Origin of the sequence: Nocardia sp. NBC_00416 (assembly GCF_036032445.1) — a bacterium.
Lineage (GTDB): Bacteria > Actinomycetota > Actinomycetes > Mycobacteriales > Mycobacteriaceae > Nocardia.
In genome coordinates this window covers 1,961,100-1,980,444 of record NZ_CP107932.1, presented here as the reverse complement: position 1 = coordinate 1,980,444, position 19,345 = coordinate 1,961,100, and the positions used below count along the sequence as shown (strand labels likewise).

Below are 19,345 nucleotides of genomic sequence, written 5' to 3'. Positions count from 1 at the left end.
ACGATTCCGCTGCTGGCGAAGCCGCCCACGGATCCGCTGGCATCGGTCGTCGACGGCGGAATCCACTCGGACGGTAATTCACCTTCGGCTTACCCCGGTGTGTCCAGTGGTATCGGCGGCGGCATCGTCGGCGCGTTGGCGGGGCTCGGGCTTTCGGGCGACGCCTGGAAGCTCGACAGCGGCCTGAAGGGACTGGGCGCGTTCAATTGGACGCAGCCGAATCAGAACGACGGCTCGGCCGATTTCGAGACGCCGGATTCGCCCGAGCAAACCGCAACGCCGGGCGAACGCGCCCAGGACGAGGACAACAGCGGCGGCCCGGAGCCGGATAACGGTCCGCGCGACTCGCAGACGACTCCGGAGCCCGCGTTGCAGGGCAGCGACGACCAACAGGTCCTCGGCGACCGGCTGCTGGAGTTGCGGGCCAGGTTGCAGGAGCGGCAGCTGCGGCTGTACGCGGAATTGCGCGACCGCCGCCTGTCCGGCGAACGCCTGTACATCCGTACCGAGACCCTCGTGCAGCGCGTCGACGAGCTCGAGCGCCTGCTGCGCGCGGAGCCCGTCCGGCGGGACGCGGCGGCGGCCCGCTTCGACGAACTGGCCGTGGCGCTGTTCCCCGACGAGATCACGCGGCCCGGCCGAGCGGACCTGACGCGGCTGCGGACGCTGCGTGCGGAAGCGTATCGGCCGGGCGAGCAGGTCCAGTCGACCCGCTACCGCCGCTTGCACGAGCTGGTCGAGGCAGCGCAACAGCACCAGCGGGCCGTCGATCAGCTGCGGCATCTCGTTCAGCTGGCCGAACAGCTCGAGGCGGTGGCCGGACAACGGCTCGCGAACTGGTCGGCCGTGGACGAACACCGCGAGCCCACGCAGGTGTCCGACAGCTCCGAACACCGTGGGTCCGACCAGGCCGAGCAGCTGGACAGGAAACTGGCCGAGCTGTCCGCGCAGGTGCTGTGGCGACCGGTTCTGCCCGATCCGCCGGCGCCCGGCGCACGCGAACGGGCCGACCGGATCTGGCGGCGCAGCGAGGGATTCGACAGTGTCGGCGAGTTCTTCGCCTCGCTGAGCGCCGAGGACCGGTGGACCCTCGCCGAGGGCGGGCTGTCGGACGAGGCCCCATACGACCTCGCCGGGGTCCCGGCCCGCTGGCGCAACCGGATCAACCGGCACGAACTCGCCCACCGCCAGGCGGCGGGACAGGACGTTCATCAGCTGGTGGACGACCTGACCACGGCCGAGCGGCAGGCAGCGGAGTTGCCGGGGCACCCGCCGGTGCACCTGCTGACCCTCGACGCGCCGGTGGTCGCCTTCGGCGATGTGGACACCACCGAGAAGGCGGGGGTGCTCGACATGGGCGTCGGCGGGACGCTCTCGGACGGGTTCCCGCAGGCCGCGGCGCAATTCGAGACCTATGTGCTGGAGGGTGAGCAGGAACGCGGCGACGAGTATCCGGCGGTCGTCGTCTACACCGCCACCGAGGAGACGGATGTCTTCCGGTTCACCGAGGAGCTCCTCGGATTCACGCAGACCCGGGAGCACTACAACGTCTACGACCAGGCCGGCGGTATCGGGCAGCTGGCGCCCGACCTCCTGTATCCCGCGCCCCGCTTCTCCGGCGAGCCGACGTTCGACCCGGGGCCGGCCACCTCGGACCCCAACGGCATCGCGAACTATGTCGGCCCCCACCAGTCCCGGGTGCGGCCGCTGCTCGAGCACGCGCTGGAAGGGTATTACGCCGACTGCACCACCCATGTCCTCGTCAACGCCACCGGGGTGGATCCCGCGACGATCCCCAGCTCGCGCAAGCCGGGCCGCGACGCCGACGAGTTCAGCGGCCCACTGGCGGGCATCTGGTTCAAGGGCGGGTTCGTCACCGACTCCGAGCACTGGAGCCAGTCGGGACGATGGTCCGCGGGCGGTCCCCGGACGGCGTGGGACAAGGTCGCCGACCAGTTGGTGCGCATAGGGTCCCCCGGCGCGGTCGCCGCGGTGGTCGACGAAGCGGCCGGGCTGTCCGACTCGCCCGATATGGTCGGCGCGCACGCCTACGAGCTGGAATACCAGGGCGAGGACGAGCACGGTTTCCCGATCATCATCGAGCGGCACTGGATTCGCGGCGAGGCGTCGGCGAACGCGATCGAACGCCCCGAGGCGAGGAAGGTCGAGAAGCGCTACCAGCCCGGCCTGGTCCGACCCGGGGTCGCCCGCACCTACGTGATGTTCCGCCTGGCCGACGGGACCGCGTGGGTTCCACCGGAGCAGGGACCCGCCGACTACACCGAAGGCAACGGTGAACCCGGGGTCGACAAGCCGGTCACCCGGATCGGTCGCCCCCTGCCGCCGGCCGGTCCCGGCGGGCCCGCGGCGGCCGGTGAGCCTGCGCCGACGACGGCAGCGAATCGGCCCCTGCCCGAATCGTCGTCGACCGGCTCGGTCGAGGGTCTGCCCGTTACTCTCGATCAGCTGCGCGAACAGTTCGCGGCGGCGGTGCAGGAGCGGGTGGCTGTCGTGGGTAACCCGAAGGTGGCCGCCGACCTGGTTACGGAGGTGTTCCGCCGCGCCGAAGCCCGCATCGATGCGCTCGGCGAGGTCCGGGACATCGGCCGGTGGATGATCTCGCTCGCCGATGGAGTGTTGTCGGATCAGGCGAAGTTCGTTCGGCATGCGCGTTTCCGCCGCGCGCTCGAGGATGCGGTGCAAGGGGTGCAGCGGACGGCGTTGGCCGGAGCGAGTGATAGGGACTTCCGCAATGCCGTGGCTGCGCTGCCCGCCGGCCGGCGTCGGGTGCTCATGCTGCTGTTCATGGGGAACGGTATGTCGGTCGGGCAAGCTGCCGCGGTGGTCGGTGTCGGCGCGGACCTGATCACGACGATGGTGCCGGACACCCTGCGCCGGCTGGCAGTCGAGCTCGGCGCGGAACTCGGGGAGGACGTGTCCGACGACGATGCGGATCGGTTCCCGACGGGTGGGGAAGCCCTGGCGGAGCTGCTCGCAGGTGGTGGCTTGGAGCTTTCTATGTCCGAGGGACCGCTCGCGCCCGCGATCGCTGTGATTCGGGAAGCGCGCGATCAGAGGCTCGACGAGTTGCGTCTTTTGGTCGAGCAGACGTCTGCTGCGTCTCGGGATGTCTTTGTCCGATGGTTCCTCGGACAAGGCGTTACTGAAATCGCCAAGGCCGACGGTGCCGGGCGTGAACTGACCGACAACCGGGTGCGAAGGACGGTTTACCGTCTGGCCGAACAGCTCACCGCTGCCGCGCAGCGCGAATCCGAGCCCGGCGCCGGGTCGCGGCAGGAGCCGAGTACCGAGCCGACAACCACGAAATCACAGCAGGATTCCGGCTCCGAGCGGAATCAGACCGCTGTGGAGCCGCAGCCCGGGCCGGAGCCGACCCGCGGTAGGCCGCGTGAGAAGCGTGAACCTGCGCAGTCCCAGCAGCTTCGGGACGAGCCCGAGCTGATTCCGCCTGCGGCTGAGGAACCGCAGCCGTCGGAGTCCGACGGGAACGATCCGGCGCCTGAATCGCCCGGTGACAGGTTGTCCGAGCGTGAGGTCGAGGCGCTTCGACTCGTCGGGGACGGCGAGACGGACCAGGCGATAGCAACGGCGCTGGGAATATCCGAGGCCGAGGCAAGTGTCCTGGTGGGAGATATCGTCGGCAAACTCGGCGCCGGCCATCGCGCAGTGCTGGTGGACGTTGCGCGGTACAGCCCCATATCGGAGACCGAAGACGATTTCGTGCTGCTCCGGCAACGCCTGGCACTGATGACGATCAGTCCGCCCGGCTGGGGGATCGCGGAGTCGGCGTTGGCGAGAACGGCCCTGGCGCAGGTGAGTGCCGTGGATCTGCGGGATCGTCTCCGTGGATTGGGCAGTTCCGAGCGACGACTCATCGCCAATGCGATGGGCGCTGTGCGAAATGGCGGGGTACTGAGCCCGCGTGAGCGTGAGGCGATCGCCGTGGCTGTCGGCGATCTGGTCCTTTCGGTCCGTGCTGGGCAACCGCGAACTTCTGATGTGCTGACCTACCGAGAGGTCGGCGTGCTGTGTTTGGTCGCGGAGGGCTGGTCGAATCAAGAGATCGCCGATGCGCTGGGACGGTCGCTGGACACTGTGAAGTCGCGCCTGGTTCGCATCAGCTTCAAGCTCGGCATCAGCGGGCGCGCCGGAATGGTGGCGACGGCGATGCGAGAGGGCAGAATCCCGCTCCACAGTGCCGAACTCGTCGGCGGACCGACCGCCCCCTATGGCCCCCTGAGCAGCCGAGAGGTCGGAGTGCTCGGTTTGGTCGCCGAGGGCTTGACGAACCCCGAGATCGCCGATGCGCTGGAGTTGGCGACCGCAACCGTGAAGACCCACTTGGCCCGCATCGGCGCAAAGCTGGGTACCGGTGACCGTGCTGGAATGGTCGTGGCGGCGATGCGCGCGGGTGTAGTCCCACTCCACCGTCCGAGCGCTGTGGACCCTGCCGCCGATATCGGTGCGTCGACCGCTGTCACGTCCACGCCTGCCCCGACCTCCGCGGATCGAGCACCGATCGATCTCGCGGAGGCCGGGGCAGGCGTGGACGAAGCACCGCCCATGCCGGAGGGGGCGGCTGACTCGACGGTACTGAGCGATGACGAGGAGCCCCCGACAGAACAACCCACCGGACTCCGGGTTTTCACGTATGCGGAGGCAGAGGCCCTGATCCAGGAGACCAAACGCAATGAGCGCGATCGGTTGCTGGACTGCATCGCCGAACTCCCGCCCGTGCTGCAGGAATTCAGCACGCTGTGGCTCGTCCGCGAGAAACCGCTCGGCTTCATAGCGGTCGATATGGACAAGCCCGGTCGTCAGCTTCTGCTCGTGCGGCGGCGCGCTGTGCGTCGGCTGGCCGAGCTGTTGTCCGCTACCGAGGTGCTCACAATCGCGGAGGCGTCAGCGATTATCAGGCAGGCCCTCAGCGGCGGGCCCGACGCACTGTCGCCCTATCTCGGTCGGCTCACACCCAAGCGGAGCAAGTGCATCGAGCTGGGGTTCCTGAGAGAGCCTCCCATGTCGGTCGACGCCATGGTGGGTCAGCTGGGCGGCAACCTGAAGTCAGTGGTAGTACTGCACTTACGTGCAGTTCGCCAGTTGGCCGAGCTGTTGGCCTTGGAGCCCGACGTTGCGCAGGACGCCGTGTCGGCAGCGCCAACCGGTCATACCAGAGCCTTTACTTCCGGCGGCCCGGCGCTGGAGCTGGTCAACGAGACCCCGCCCGGGGAGCTGCGGCTGGCCAGCAAGAACCTCCCAGCCAAACAGCGGAAGTTCGTCGAGCTGCGGTTCATCCGGCGGCTGTCGACTCGTGAGACGGCGGCCGCGATGGGTCTCGAGGAAGATGCGGTATCGGACCTGCAGAGCCGCGTCGTCCCTCGGTTGGCGACAGTGCTCAAAGGTGGCGAGGTGTCGAACACCGCAGGAAGGGCGTTGGAGTTCGTCGAGAAGACTCTGCGCGACTCCCCGGCCGAGTTCAATTCGGCGGTCCGCCGGCTCACCGACGACACGGGCAACCCCGACGTTGAGGCGCAGAGGTGCATCCAGCTGCGGATCGTGGAGAAATGGCCCGTTCCCGACACGGCGAAATTGATGGGTCTCACACCGGCCGCTGTCAGAAAGCTGCAAGGCCTGACGGTGCGCAAGCTCGCCGGGACGCTGCTCGGAATCCAGTCGCTCACGGCCGACGCGGCGTCGGCGATAGTCAAGGCCTGGCAGGAGCACGACGCCGAAGCTTTCAAACGTCTTGTCCGGCGGCTGGGCACGGATCCTCTTTCGGATCACGAGCGACGGTTCATCGACCTGCGGTTCGTGGAGCGCCGCACGTACAGTGAAATCGCGCCGGTCCTGAAAATTGCCAGAGGGTCGGTTGCTCAGTTGCGGAACCGTGCCGTGACCAAGCTGGCAGACTTCCTTGTAGCGGAACTGCTTCCGGTCGAGAACGGTGACAAGTACACGATCCTCGGCACGGTCCGTCGAGCCACGGTCGAGGATGTGGCTCGCGTGGCCGGGGTTACCCCCGAATTGGTCGACCAGGTCCTTCGCAGCGGCGCCCAGTCCACTCGATGGAGTTCGAACACGGCGAACCATGTACTGGAGGTGGCCGCGCGGCTCGGGTTCCACTGGCCGGTTCCGGAGAGCGTCGCCGCCTACGAAACCGATACGGTTCCGGATAGTTCTGTGCCGCCGCTCGCAGGTGCGCCGGTGGTCGACGCATTCGGTCCGCGGCCCCAGCGCGACCCGGCTGGTGTCGACGATGTGCTCGCCGAAATCGGTGGGCCGCGGGAGCCGAAGAAGCGTGCCCGGCAGGCGGCTCCGGGGGAGTTCTTCGCCCGCGAAGAAGAAGGTGCTTCGCCCGACGAAAACAACGAGCCGGATTCGTTCGGGTTCATCAAGGAGAACAACTGGACATACTATCCCGACCTGCAATCCGGTGAATACAACAATTCGTATGGGACAACGCATTACGGAATTTCGGCGGAGCTCGAAGACGGTATTCTCCATCTCCGGATCATGGCCGGCCCCGGAACGCCTTCGGGTCGGGCAATGTTCCGTGAAGTCATGGATTCCGTTTCCTACCCGGTGAACGAAATTCATGCGCACTGGAATTTCTACGGTCTCCGGGATCGCCCGCTTCGCCCCCATGAGGTGACCGAAGGGGACAGAAGCGATTGGAGGGGGGACAATCTCGAAACCTTCAATGCCCTCATGCAGGACCTGTTCCTGTCCCCCGAGGACGCGGCACGGGAGACCTTCACCGGCAAGATGGCGGCCGAATACGGCTACACCCGAGTTCGGGTCCTCACACTCAACGGAGACGAGGGTGCGGGTGCCGTAGCAGGTCGACAGTTCTACGGCGAGTACACCGAGGTCGATGTGCGGTTCGGTAGATCCGACCCGGCACAGCCGAATGGACTGTCGGAGCTCGAGTCGGTTGCGCGGCGGGCTGCGGAGTTGTCCCGCCGTCTCGATCTGTCCCCCGAGATATACGGCGAGTGGACAGAAGAGCAGTGGCGCGACGCACTCGCGATGCGGGCGGAAGCGGTGGCCGCCGACCGGGCCGGGTTGTCCGCCGAACTCGGCGTGGAACCGGCACAGTTGGAACAGGTGGAGCTGCTGCTCCAGTTGGGATACGGCCGTGCGTTGGACGCGCGCAGGGCCGACATTTCGTGGCGCGAAGAGGCACTGGCCGAACTGCCTCGGGTGCTGGCCCAGTATCGCGACTTGGTGGCGGCAGCAGTGCGGCACAACGAAACCGTCGATGCGCAGGCCCGCGGACCGGTCGTCGAGGAGGTGCTGCGGCGGCGTCCGGGCGGGAAGAAGCTGGAAGGCCGCGACATCGTCCGGTTCCCCGACGGGACACTGGTCGTGATCGCTGTCGACGGCGAGCATCAGCGGGCGTTGGACAGGTTGCGGTCGCAGTGGCGTGAGTTCGAGCTCGAACTGGGCGAGGAGCCGACCCGGATAGAGGACCGTTTCCGCGTCGAGCGGGAAGCGGTACCGGTCCCGGCAACGCGGATCGAGATTCCGCAGGCCCTGCCTGCTTCCGGCGTCCCTGCTCGGCATTTGGGCGCCGTCGACCTCGCCGCCCTCGACCAGCGAGTCCGCGCGGCGGAACGAGAGTGCGCCGCATTGGCAGACGCGTTGGGAATCTCACGACGGGGCTGGCCCGATACGGCGGCGGCGCAGATAGCCGATCTCCAGTCGACGATCATGGCGGAGTGGACCGCACTGGCTCAGCGGCTGCGGGTGGACCCGGCGGACCTCTCCGATGTCGTGCTCGACAATCCCCTGCAGTCGAGCCTCTTCGATTCGTCGCCGGTGCTCCGGAACTCCCGGCAGCAACGGGCAGAACTGCGCCGCCGGGACGACAGCATCACCCGGCTGTCACAACTGCTCGACGGGTATTACCGCGCGGTCGCCACGCTCGACGCCGAGGCGGCGCGGCGCTTGATCGAGGCCGAGACGGCGGCGCACCCGGGCGGCGTCCGGTTGACCGATCACGTCATCCATGTCCCGGACCCGAGCGGTGGCCGCGGCCACTTCGTTGTGCTGGCATTGCCGGGCAGGCATGACGCGGCGCGGACCGAATTGGCCTACGCCCACCCGGAATTCAAGGACATACTGTCGGCGGGGCCCGGTTACCAGATCTCACAGGTGCCCCTGACCGTAGGCCGGGACGGTTCGGTGCAGGTTCTGCACAGCACGTGGGCGGCCGCGGATGCCGTAGCGGAGCAGGCTCCGAACCAGGTCGAGATCGTCTCCGCGCTCTTGGACGCCTATCTGCGCGGTCTGGACAACGGCTGGGTGGACATGAGCTTGAATGAGTGGCTCGAGCCGCTCGGACCGCTCGATCACACGGCGACGGCCGGTCCCCTCTCGGCCGATCGCGATCGGTTGCCACTGGACGAGGAAACCTCCCCCGTGTTGCGCGCGGGCCGTGACCTGGCCGATTCCGGTGAGGTCACCGACCCCTTCGGACCGTTGGAGGTCGCGCGCAAACTGGCCAACGGAGAGGTCACACGAGGCGATACCCCGACTTCGGCGCAGCCGGGCCCGCCCACAGCGTGGCAGGAACTCGACATCTGCGGCCTGCGCACGAAGCTGCCGATGGTGCAGGACGAACAGCAGCAGTGGCGGCTGGTCGCTGTCACGCCGGACCAGGGCCTCGCGCATGTCCTGGGGAAGTGGTTGGCGGCTACCCGCGGGAGCAGCCCGAGGGAATTGGCGCGGAAGTTGGATGACGCGCTGAAAACTCGATCGGTCCAGCACTTCGGGGTGTTGGAAGCCCAGATAGAGGCCGCTGTCCAGTCCGCAGTCGACGAGGAGTGGGAGCAGAGGCTCGAGCGGGAGACGGCCACCGTCCCCGGCTGGTTGAGCTGGAGCGCGGAATCGGCGCCTTCGCCGGGTGAGGTCCGCGACAGCGTGCGCGCCGGGATCGAGAGTGCGGCACGCATGGAATCCGAGACCCGCGCGGATGTGACCGCGTTGTGCCGTGAGCTCGGACTGGAGGTCGCCGGCACCGATCCGGAAGCGATCGAAGCGGCACGGCAGCAGCGGATTCAGGAAGCGGAAGGCACCGACGACCTCGAGCGGGTCCTCGACGAATACGGTGTGCTCCCGGATATGCTGGCGCGCCTCGAGTCGGCTGAGCGGTACCTGACGCGGGTGTGCGAGGCAGCGACGGTACTGGCCGCGCGTGACGTGCTCGCCGCCGCGCACGCGGTCCCGGTAGCCGAAGGGGTGGGAGTGGTCGTCCGGCCCGGGGCTCGGCCACAGGTCATCGTCGCCGCGCCTGCTGCGGAACTGTCCAGGGTGTTGCGGTATGCGGGTCTATCGCACGACAAGTTGACCGCAGAGGGTGTCGATGTCCACTATCGCGAGGTCCGCGTCGACCGGCACGGGCGTCTGCAGGTGTTCGATCGGTCGCACGATCCGGACCAGCAGCCCGCCGAGGAGACCTCGTCCGGTGGCTACTACACCCACCCCGATGCGCGTGCGTGGATGGACCGCTTCGCCGACGGGCGACCGTTCGGCCGAGTGGTTGCCCAGGCTGTCACGATGGGCGAAACGTACCGCGGATCGTTGTACTTCGGATCCGGCAATGGAGAGTCGACAATGGCGAGGGTCTACTTCGCCGACGGCACCCTGCTGGCCCACACACGAGTCGACAACCCGCGGCAGGTCGAGGTAGCGAAGGCGGCCGCGCTGCTCGCCGCGGCATGCGACGTGGAACCCGCACAGGTGGAGGCGGATCCGGCCGGTCTCGGCTATTACCAACGTTTCCGCGAGGGAACACCGGAGAGCGAATTTCGTAAGGTCGGCCATCTCAACTCGTGGCGTGCGCAATACGATTCCGCGGCCGGGAAACGGCTCGGTCTGTTGCAGGCGTTGTTGCAGCTGCCCCGAAGTGCCAACGCCTGGATCGTCGGCGAAGACCAGGCGCTGATCGGCGTCGATCTCCACCTCGCCTTCACCGGGAACTCCACACCGCCGCAGGGAGCAACCGACGATGCGAGACCGGCGCTGTCCGAGCATTACGTCCGTCGCAATGAGGACGGCACCGAAACCTGGCTCGACCACGATGTGCCGAGATCGCGGATCCGGGAGATCCGGCAGCGCATCCTGCGGGCACAGCCGGAACTGCGCAGCCTGGGCTTGCCGGAGTACCAGGCCGTTCTGAACGGGCTGGACGAGCTGGAACGGCACGCGCCTGACGACGGCGACGGCGGTCTGCCACCGGCGAGCGAGCCACCGGGCTCGGGGACGCAGGACGGGACGAGCACGACCGCCGGGACCGTCGATGAGAATGGGCAGCCGGGCTCAGAGCTGACGCCCGCGCCCGCCGACGCACCGCTTCGCGGCGTGCTGAGCCACGATCCGGCTGCCGTGACCCCGGTGGTGATGTGGCTCGGCAATATCCGGATCGAGTTGACTCCGGGGCAGCCGGTCTCGTTCGGGCGAGGCGATGTCGATCCCGGCGACCGGTTCCCCAACCAGTACAGTGATGTCGCGGTCGAGCACATCACCTTCGGGGTGGACCCGGACGGACGGGTGTGGTTCGAGGACCAGGGGACCCGGGGCGGCACCCGAGTCGTCTCCGAGGGTCGTGATGTCCGAGCGAAGCCCGGACGGCGGGTGTATCCGAGGCCGGGTCAACGGATCGTGCTGGGCTTCTCGTTCTCCGCGGTCCCGATTGTGCTGCACCCGCTCGCGGACGCGCCGATGCCCGATCATGTGGCGCGCGGGTCCGATCTCTCGGCCGGTCTGGATTATGTCGCGGTCGCGGGGATGCTGCGTGACGATCTCGCTTTCGACCCGGGACTGACGGAAATCGCGCGGTTGCAGGGATTCGACGCTGTGCCGACCGTGGTCGACCCGACCGGGGTGGACGCGGTGGTGCAGGCGCAGGGCCTGGAGTTGTTCCGGGGCGTTTTCGAACCGGCGGAGGTCGCCGAATTCGAATCCGGGCCATACTTTGCCGGCAAGTCGGTCGCAGGGTCCGCCTCCGGCAACGGGATCCGCGTCTCGGATCGGGAAGCGACCGCACTGAAACATGCCCGCGATGCAGGTCCGGATGGTGTGATCCGGATGGCGCTGCGACCGGGCGCTCGAGTGATACACGGTTCGGATCTGCGCCGGGAGCAGCAGGCGGTTCTCCGTGAACTCGCGAACGAGCAATCGCGACTCGAAGCGCGACCGCGCACCGCCGCCGTCGCGGCGGAGCTGGCACAGGTAGAGGCGCGACAGGCGGTGCTGTCGGACCTGGGACGGTACGCGGCGATCCGCGGATATGACGCGTACGTGACCGACGGCGGGAACGAGCGGGATCAATCCGTCTACTGGGTGGTGGTGAACCGTTCCGCGCTCGTCGTGCAGGGCCAGGGGATTCCGCACCCCAGGGCCGCTGTGCCCCGTGAATTCGACGGTGCGCTGGACCTCGCTGTGCTGAACACGCGGAACCAGATCAGCCTGGGTCTGGAATTCGTCCGGAATGCTCGGGACATCGTCGCGCGTTCGGGCTTCGGCCGCGGGATGGCCGCGGGTGCGGCGAAGGGGGCGGATGCGGTTGTCGCACGGCCCGTTACCTCCGATCCGGGCCGACTGCCGCGGACCTGTGGCCTGGTGGGATTGCGGTTCGGCCGATACCGGCTGGGTTTGCGAGTGGATGTCCCGCAGTCGACGAGCACGGTGCGCGCCCGGGGCCTGTCGGGCATCGAGATCGCTCGGGCCACCGGCGGCAAGTGGCGGGGCTTCCGGTTGGTCGCGGAGATGGCCGAGTTGGCCGCCAAGGGGCGGACGGTGTTCGGTGCGGTCAACTTCGGCGGGGATCGGGGTGGCCATCTGTTCGTGGTCTACAAGGACCCGAAAACGGGTGTGGTGCGGGTGCACGAGGGGATCGGTGACGAGGAGCGCGATGTCCCGTTCGCCGAATGGAAGCCGCCGATGGATGTGGTGGGCATCGCGGGCATCGTGCTCGATCGGCGCGGTCGGCCGGAAGACAGGTTGCGGCCGGAGGACGGGATCCGGGTCGATTCGAGTGTGAGCGTTCCGGAGTGGGTCGGCGCCCGCCCGCCCGCTGAGGAACCGCCGGGCGACGACCCGGGCGAGGAGAGCGCGGATGCCGACGGCATTCGACCGGAGCAGATTCCGCCCAAGCCGGGCCCGGGGGAGCCGTACGGGTGGATGTCCGACGAGGCGTGGCGGCGGCTTGTTCTCGCAGAGCGAGATTCGTACAACGAGGTAACGTCTGCTTCCGGCAGTATTCCGACCGAGCCGAACGACTCGGTGTTGTCGGCCGCTGCCGGCCGATCGGCCGCTGAGGCGCTGGACCTGCGCAGGCTGACGCCGGGCGCGCCGGATCCCGACTCGGACAGCTCGGCGTCGTCGTTCGAACTGCTCGGCGATACCGATCCCCGGGAACACGGGCCCGGGTGGCGGTATGTGATGGTGCCGTTGAGCGCGGGCGGCACCATGCTGCGCGAGTTGATCGGCCCCGATTCCCGAATCGCCCGGTCGACGCCCGAGGATGCATTCGTTCGGGATCCCGACCGGGTCGGCGCCCATCATGGATACGACTCCGATGTGAACCGGTTGATGTCGCATACACCGGCTCTCATCGATGCGGATCATCCGCCGGAGCATGCCGGTCTGCTGATCGCGTTGCCACCGCAGAATCTGCATCTGGCGTGGTCGACTGCGGGCCCGATCACTGGACACAGTCTGATGGCGGATGAGCGTCGGATGGGTCGACCGGTAAATCTGAACAGCACTTTCGGCCCTGGAGTGCGGATTATCGGGGTGGTAGTTCCGCAGACCCGGACCGAGGGTGATCCGGCGGCGCCGGTCAGTGCGTGGGACGCCGAATGGCTGGGCCGGTTCGCCGCTGAGCGGGACCTGCCGGTTATCGAGACTCCGGCCGCGGACCGCACAGGTCAGAGCATCGAACTCGGGCCCGACGGGTGGCGGGTGCGGATTCCGATCGACGATCGGCCGGAAGGTGACGTATATCCCCTGACCGGTCCCGCCGCTTTCCGTTCCATCGAAACGGAATTCGCCAATGGTCTGTTGATGTCTCCGCGTCAGCTCGCCGAAGCGCTGGAGGATCTGAAAACGGCGGGAGTGCGCGACGAGGAACTCCGCGCGATCGCCGCTCACTACGAGTCGTTCATGGAAGAGAACGAGAAACCACGTGTGATTCTGCGGCCTTCGGACACCGATCCCGACAGCTTTGAGGTCGTCGGCGTGACAGTGACGGTTCGGGAGCAGTCGGACTACCAATACGGCCGGTACGAGGAACGCACGGTGATCACCGCCGCCGGTGCCCATGCCGGGCGTCTGCATGCCGATCGGTGGGGAGGAGTGGTCGACGCCCTCGCCCCGGACGAGACGTTCGAGCTCATGGAAGAAACCAAGCGGCACTATCCCCATCTGGCCGACGAACTCGACGCGCTCTACCAGCAGGCGCGGACACCGAACGCTGAGCAATGGGCGCACGAGCAGCGGATGGGGGGCCGAATTCCTGACGGCGTCATGGAGGTGGCCGACAGGTGGGCTGGTCGGCCTGTCGATTGGGTAGCCGCCCAAGCCGAAGCTGCACGGGCTACCGAAATGGGCTGGGCGCGAGCATTCGCACCCCTCATTGCGGCAGGTGTACCGGTAACAATCATCAGTAACCGGGGCACATTCACGGTTCCGGCGCGCGCCGCCTGGCAACAAGCGCCCGGGACCGAACTCGCAGGTATCAGCGCCGTACCCGCCCCGCAAGTTCCGGCGCCGGCCGACGGCGTCGCGGCCTACTCCGAGCGAAACGTCGCGGGGCAGATAGATGAACAGTCCGGCGACCGTCCTCTGGCCGGTCCGCCGGGCGACGGTGATCCCGGGACCGCTGCCGAACCGGGGGTAGGGCCTGCGGGCGCGGAAATCCCCGAGGTTGTACAGCCGAATGACGCGGCGGCGCCGATCGCGTCCACGTCGTCGGCTGCCTCCGCCCGGCCGAGCTCCGACAGCAACTCGGCGCCGGAGCCGGTGGTGATATGGCTGGGCGATCGCCGGATCGAGCTGACGCCCGGGCGCCCGGTCACGTTCGGGCGCGAAGACGTCGATCCCGAGCACAGGTTCCCGACCCGATTCCAGGATGTGGCGCCCGAGCACGTCACCTTCGGGGTGGACCCGGACGGGCGAGTATGGCTGGAAGACCTGGGGACACCGGGCGGGACTTCGCTCCTCTACTACCTTCGGGGTACCGCTCGGGCCGAATCCGGCCGCCGGATTTATCTGACCGGGCACGAAAGTATCAAGTTGGGTGGGGAGTTCGGTGTGATGCCGAGCATTTTCCACCCGCTCGCGAGCGCGCCGTTGCCCGATCATGTCGCGCCGGGCCGCGATCTGCTGGCCGATCTGGACTATGTCGCGGTCGCCGCGCTGTTGCGGGACGACCTTCCGTTCGACCCGGCGTTGGCGGAAATCGCCCGGTTGCAAGGATTCGACGGAGTGCCGACCGTGGTCGATCCGACCGGAGTGGACGCGGTGGTGGCGGAGCGTGGCCGGGAGTTCTTCCGGGGTGTCGAGGATCCGGCGAATGTCGCGGAGTTCGAGTCGCATCAATATTTCGCCGGTAAGCCCGTCGAGGGGCTCAGAACCGGAAACGGGATCTATGTGTCGACCCGGGAAGCCACCGCACTCAACTATGCCGAAGGCGACCCGGATGGTGTGGTCCGGATGGCGCTGCGACCCGGTGCCCGGGTGATCCACTCCAAGGATCTCGATCCGGAGAGGCAGGCGGTCAACGATGAGCTCTCGGCCGAGGAGCGGCGACTCGAAGCGCTGCCGCAGACCGACGATGTCGTAAACGAACTGGCACAGGTGCAGGCACGCCTGGCTGTGCTCTCGGATCGCGGACGATACGCCGCGATCCGCGGATACCACGCGTACATGACCAAGGGCGGCATAACGGCGGATGACTCCGAATACTGGGTAGTCCAGAATCGCTCGGCACTCGTGGTGCAGGGGCAGGGGATTCCACACCCGCTGGCCGACATTCCAGATCGTGGCGCCGGCGACGGTGCGATGGATCTGGCACTGCGGTCCAGCCGGGATTGGGCCGGCCTCTATCACGGTGCCGGCCGGCGTGTCCGGGGCGCGCTCGCGCGGATCGGATTCGGCCGCGGTGCGGCTGTTCAGGCGCCCGTGGGGCCGGACGCGGTTGCCCCTTGGCCCGCTATCTCCGATCCGGGGCGGCTGCCGCGGACCTGCGGGCTGGTCGGGTTGCGGTTCGGCCGGGACCGGCTGGGCTTGCCGGTGGACGTTCCGTGGGCGACGAGAAGGGTTCGTGCCCGGGGCTTGTCGGGTGTCGAAATCGCTCGGGCCACCCGTGGTAGGTGGCGGGGTTTCCGGCTGGTCGCGCAGATGGCGGAGCTGGCCGAAAATGGCCGGACGGTGTTCGGCGCCGTTAATTTCGGTGGGAACCGGGGTGGCCATCTGTTCGTGGTCTACAAGGACCCGGAGACGGGCGTGGTGCGGGTACACGAGGGGATCGGTGACGAGGAACGCGACGTCACGTTCGCGCAATGGAAGCCACCGGCGGGCGTGGTGGGCATCGCGGGCATCGTGCTCGACGAACACGGTCGGCCGGAGGACGGCCTGGAGCCGGGAGCCGGGGTACGGGTCGATTCGGAGGTGAGTGTTCCGGAGTGGGTCGGCGCCCGGCCGGACGAGCCGTCGCCCGGTGACGGGGACAGCGGTGCTCCCATCGACCCCGGCGGGTCAGGGCCGGTGGACGACGGTGTCACCCAGACGACCATCACCCGCGAGGAGTGGGAACTGGGTCGGTGGGATGTCGAGAGTCTCCTGCCGGGAAGCTGGCCGCAGAACTCCCGCGCACCCCAGGCCGTCCGATTGATCTCCGCGCTGCTGGACGACGCGTTCCGGTACAGCGGTACTGCGCGGGTGGCGATATCGCAGGAGTACGCCGCACTGCTGTGCACCGTCACCGCCGACGGCCGCGAGGCGTCGGTACGGGATTCGCCGGGGCCGCAAGATCAATGGGTCGCCGAATTGGATCGAGCGGCCGCGCGGTGGAGTTTCGCCATGCACCGGACGCCGCCCGGCCGCGAAGTCGGCTTCAAACTGTTCCGCTCGGACGAGGAACCCCGGCGCAGGCCGAACTGGACGGTCACCACCGAGAACGACGCCGCCGGTGGGCGCGGACCGGTCGATCTGAGGGACGGCGTGCGGATCGGCCGGGACCAGCGGCAGCTGATCGCCGAGGTCCGGCGAGCGTTGGTCGCGCTCGCGGGCGCGGGACGGAGTCAGACCCTGTTCCCGGAGCTGTCGTTGCACGCGTTGGTCGACAACGCCCATCGGCACTCGGACGGGGAGGTGTGGGTGCGGGCGTCGATATCGGATCAGGGCGTCCTGCGGGTCGCGGTCACCGACAACAACCATCAGCTTCCGGTGCCGGACCGCGTGCGTTCGAGCCGCTTGGCCATGGTGGACGACACCGCGGCCCGCTGGGGTGTCGAACTGCACCAAGAGGGCAAGACCGTGTGGTTCGAGTACGACATCGACCGGGCCGCGCCGAGTCTCGAGCTCGACGCCCGAGCCGAGGCCCTCGCGGATGTGCTGGACGATACCCGGGACTGGCCGGACGAGGAGGTGTTGCGCAGCGGCACGACGGTCGAAGTCACCGAATGGTTGCGGCGGACCTGGCAGGTCGAGATGACCGGGATCGACGATCCGGAGGCGTCCCGGAATGTGGCTCGCGGCCTGCACCACATGCTCGCCGGCCACCGGCAGTTCGCCGTACAGAACGGCGCCACGATCTCGGTCGGCAAAGACGCCCGAGGGGTCGGCGTCGCGGCTCATGCCGACGACAACGGCCGAATTCTCATCGAGTCCATCACGGTCGATCCGAAGTTCGTCGGGGAAGGGACCGAGGTCGTCGGCGGGGTCGTCTTCGCGGCGGTTGTCGGTGCGATCGGCGCGGTTCTGGTGGACTCGGGAGTCGGCATCGTGCGCGAACGCGGCTTCCAGTATCTCTTCGCGCATTTCCTGGGCGCTCGGCCCGAACTCGGTGTCGCGGACGAAGCGGCGTTCGAAGCGTGGGTGGGCGAACAGCTCGGCGAGTCCGTCGTCTCGTCCCGCGGCCGGAATCCCTTCGAACGGTTCGGCGGTCTGTCCAGGCGTTTCGATATCGAACGCGCCGCGCGCGCGGCGGTCGCCGAGGTGGAGGTCAAGGGCTGGGACAACGCCTCGGACGCGGCGCGGACGCTGTCCCGGCTGCTTTTCGCGCAAATCCGCATCGCTCCGGAAATGCTGGATCTCATGCGTCCCGCGGTGCCGAAGGGCGACCCGAACGACTGGGTTATGTGGTGGGGCAGAAATCTCAACATTGGGGACCTGGTCGAAGAGTTCCAGGAGGTACGTCGCATCCCGGTGGAGGGATTGTACGACCCGGGCATTCATCGGCCGGACATCCGCGACTTCCTCCGCGGGCTCAACTGGATGTGTGAGATCTTCCCCGAGGTCGAGATTCGTGCAGTAGGTGGCCGACCGATGGACAACTCGACGATGGCTACGAGTGACGGGCACGAGATATTCCTCAACCACACCTATCTCACCGCCAACCGGCCCAAGGTCCGGTTCGACCGATTCCGATACACCGTGGGTGACACTTTCCAGGAGGCCATATATCAGTTCTCGTCGGTCATGGTCGCCACTGCCGGCCAAGCTGTGGTCGACGAGGTGTTCCCCGCACTGCTCGCACGGTGGCAGTACGGCAGAGTGACCGGGGACCCGGACTATCAGCAGCCCTTCTCGTCGTGGCTGGCCGAACAGTTCACCGAGCACAGCCTGCTGCGCATAGCTCGCGTAGGCAGGGAGCGTCGTCACCCCTTCCTGCACCTGGACGAGAAACTGGCCCTTGCGGAGTCGGTCGCCGACGTCATGCGTCGAGCGAGAACCACCGCTGGGCACCAGGTGCTGTATACGCTGCTGATGAAGCATCTGGTGCCCACCTGGAATGCCACACTCACCGCACCCGGCACGGCGACCGGACCCGTCGGTGCCAGCGACTCCGCGAGCGAGCACGAGTCCGGAACCCGGGCGGCCACCGAGGTCTTCGAGCTGCCGCCCCAGCTGAGTGCCCTGTACGGCGACCTGCGCGCCGTGGCGCACCTGCTGCGTCGCGACCTCGCGGAAGACATCGAGTTGTACCGCGGCCACTACGGGCTGGACGAGACGGTACCCGCGGCGGATCTCATCGCGGACCTCCTGGTTCCCGGCTCGCCGACCTGGCATTTCTGGTTCACCGAGCTGTCCGAGGCGCGCGCCGCGCTGGCCGCGTGGTTCGGCATCTCCCCGGAGGAGCTCGTGAACGCCGAGGACGTCGCGGCGGCGTTCATGGACCGGCAGGGGACCCACGACGAGGCGGAGCAGAAGTTCGAGCGGGTACACGAGATCGTGCAGCGGGTCGGGGAGGTGCGCGATCTGCAGGAGCGTGCCGAGGACATCGGCGCCCTCGCCGCGGCACTGCGCGGCGCTCGGGCGCGGTTCGAGCAGGGTGTGGGGTCCGTCGACGATATTCGCCGGCTGACCGCACAGGCTGCTCGAACCGACGTGGTGGCCGGACAGGTCCGGCAGTTGGCGAACTTCCGGCGACCGATCGGGGAGCCGTTCGACCTCGCGGCGAGTGCCGAGCGTGCCGAGCAGCTGACGCGACTGCGCGGCCAGTTGCACACCGAACTGGTCGAGCTCGCGCTCGATCGAGCCGGTGCCGTGCGGGATGCCGAGGGCGTCAGGGTAGGGAACGAATTCTCGCGCGTCCGGGCCGAAGCGCTGGTGGCGCGGGGCACGGCCCGGGACGAATTCGCCGATCTCACTGCGGATGTCGGTGTATCGGTCGACCTGGCCGATCTACGTGCCGAACATGCCCGGCTCCAGTCCGCGCGGAAACATTGGTGGACCATGCTCACCGCGTCACTCCGTGACGTGGCGTCGTGGGAACAGCTGACAACGGACCAGATCGCGGCGATCCCCCTGGAATCGATCTCGCTGGAAGCGTTGCCCGGGGAGTTCCGGGCCGCGTGGCCCGAATGGGTGCGGCAGCTACAGAACATCGACACGGTGCTGCCCGCACTCGACGCGTTCATCGCCGCGGACGACCAGCTGCGCCGGTTCGACGCCGCCGAAGCGGAAATGGCGCAGGCGGCGGCACTGCGCACCGTCGCGCGGACCCGCTACACCACGGCATACGACGCTCATCGGGCTCGCTTCGCCGACACCCACATCCCGGCGCGACCCGACCATGCGTCGACCGCGCTGC

1 protein-coding gene (running past both ends of the window) is annotated in these 19,345 nt (G+C 67.9%); it reads left to right on the top strand.

The whole window is internal to a M3 family metallopeptidase gene (locus OG804_RS08290; RefSeq protein ID WP_328395556.1) on the top strand: the coding sequence, 122,418 nt in all, runs 81,660 nt past the left edge and 21,413 nt past the right edge, and what appears here is coding positions 81,661-101,005, spanning codon 27,221 (complete) through codon 33,669 (partial); the first codon wholly inside the window starts at nucleotide 1. Both the start codon and the stop codon lie outside the window.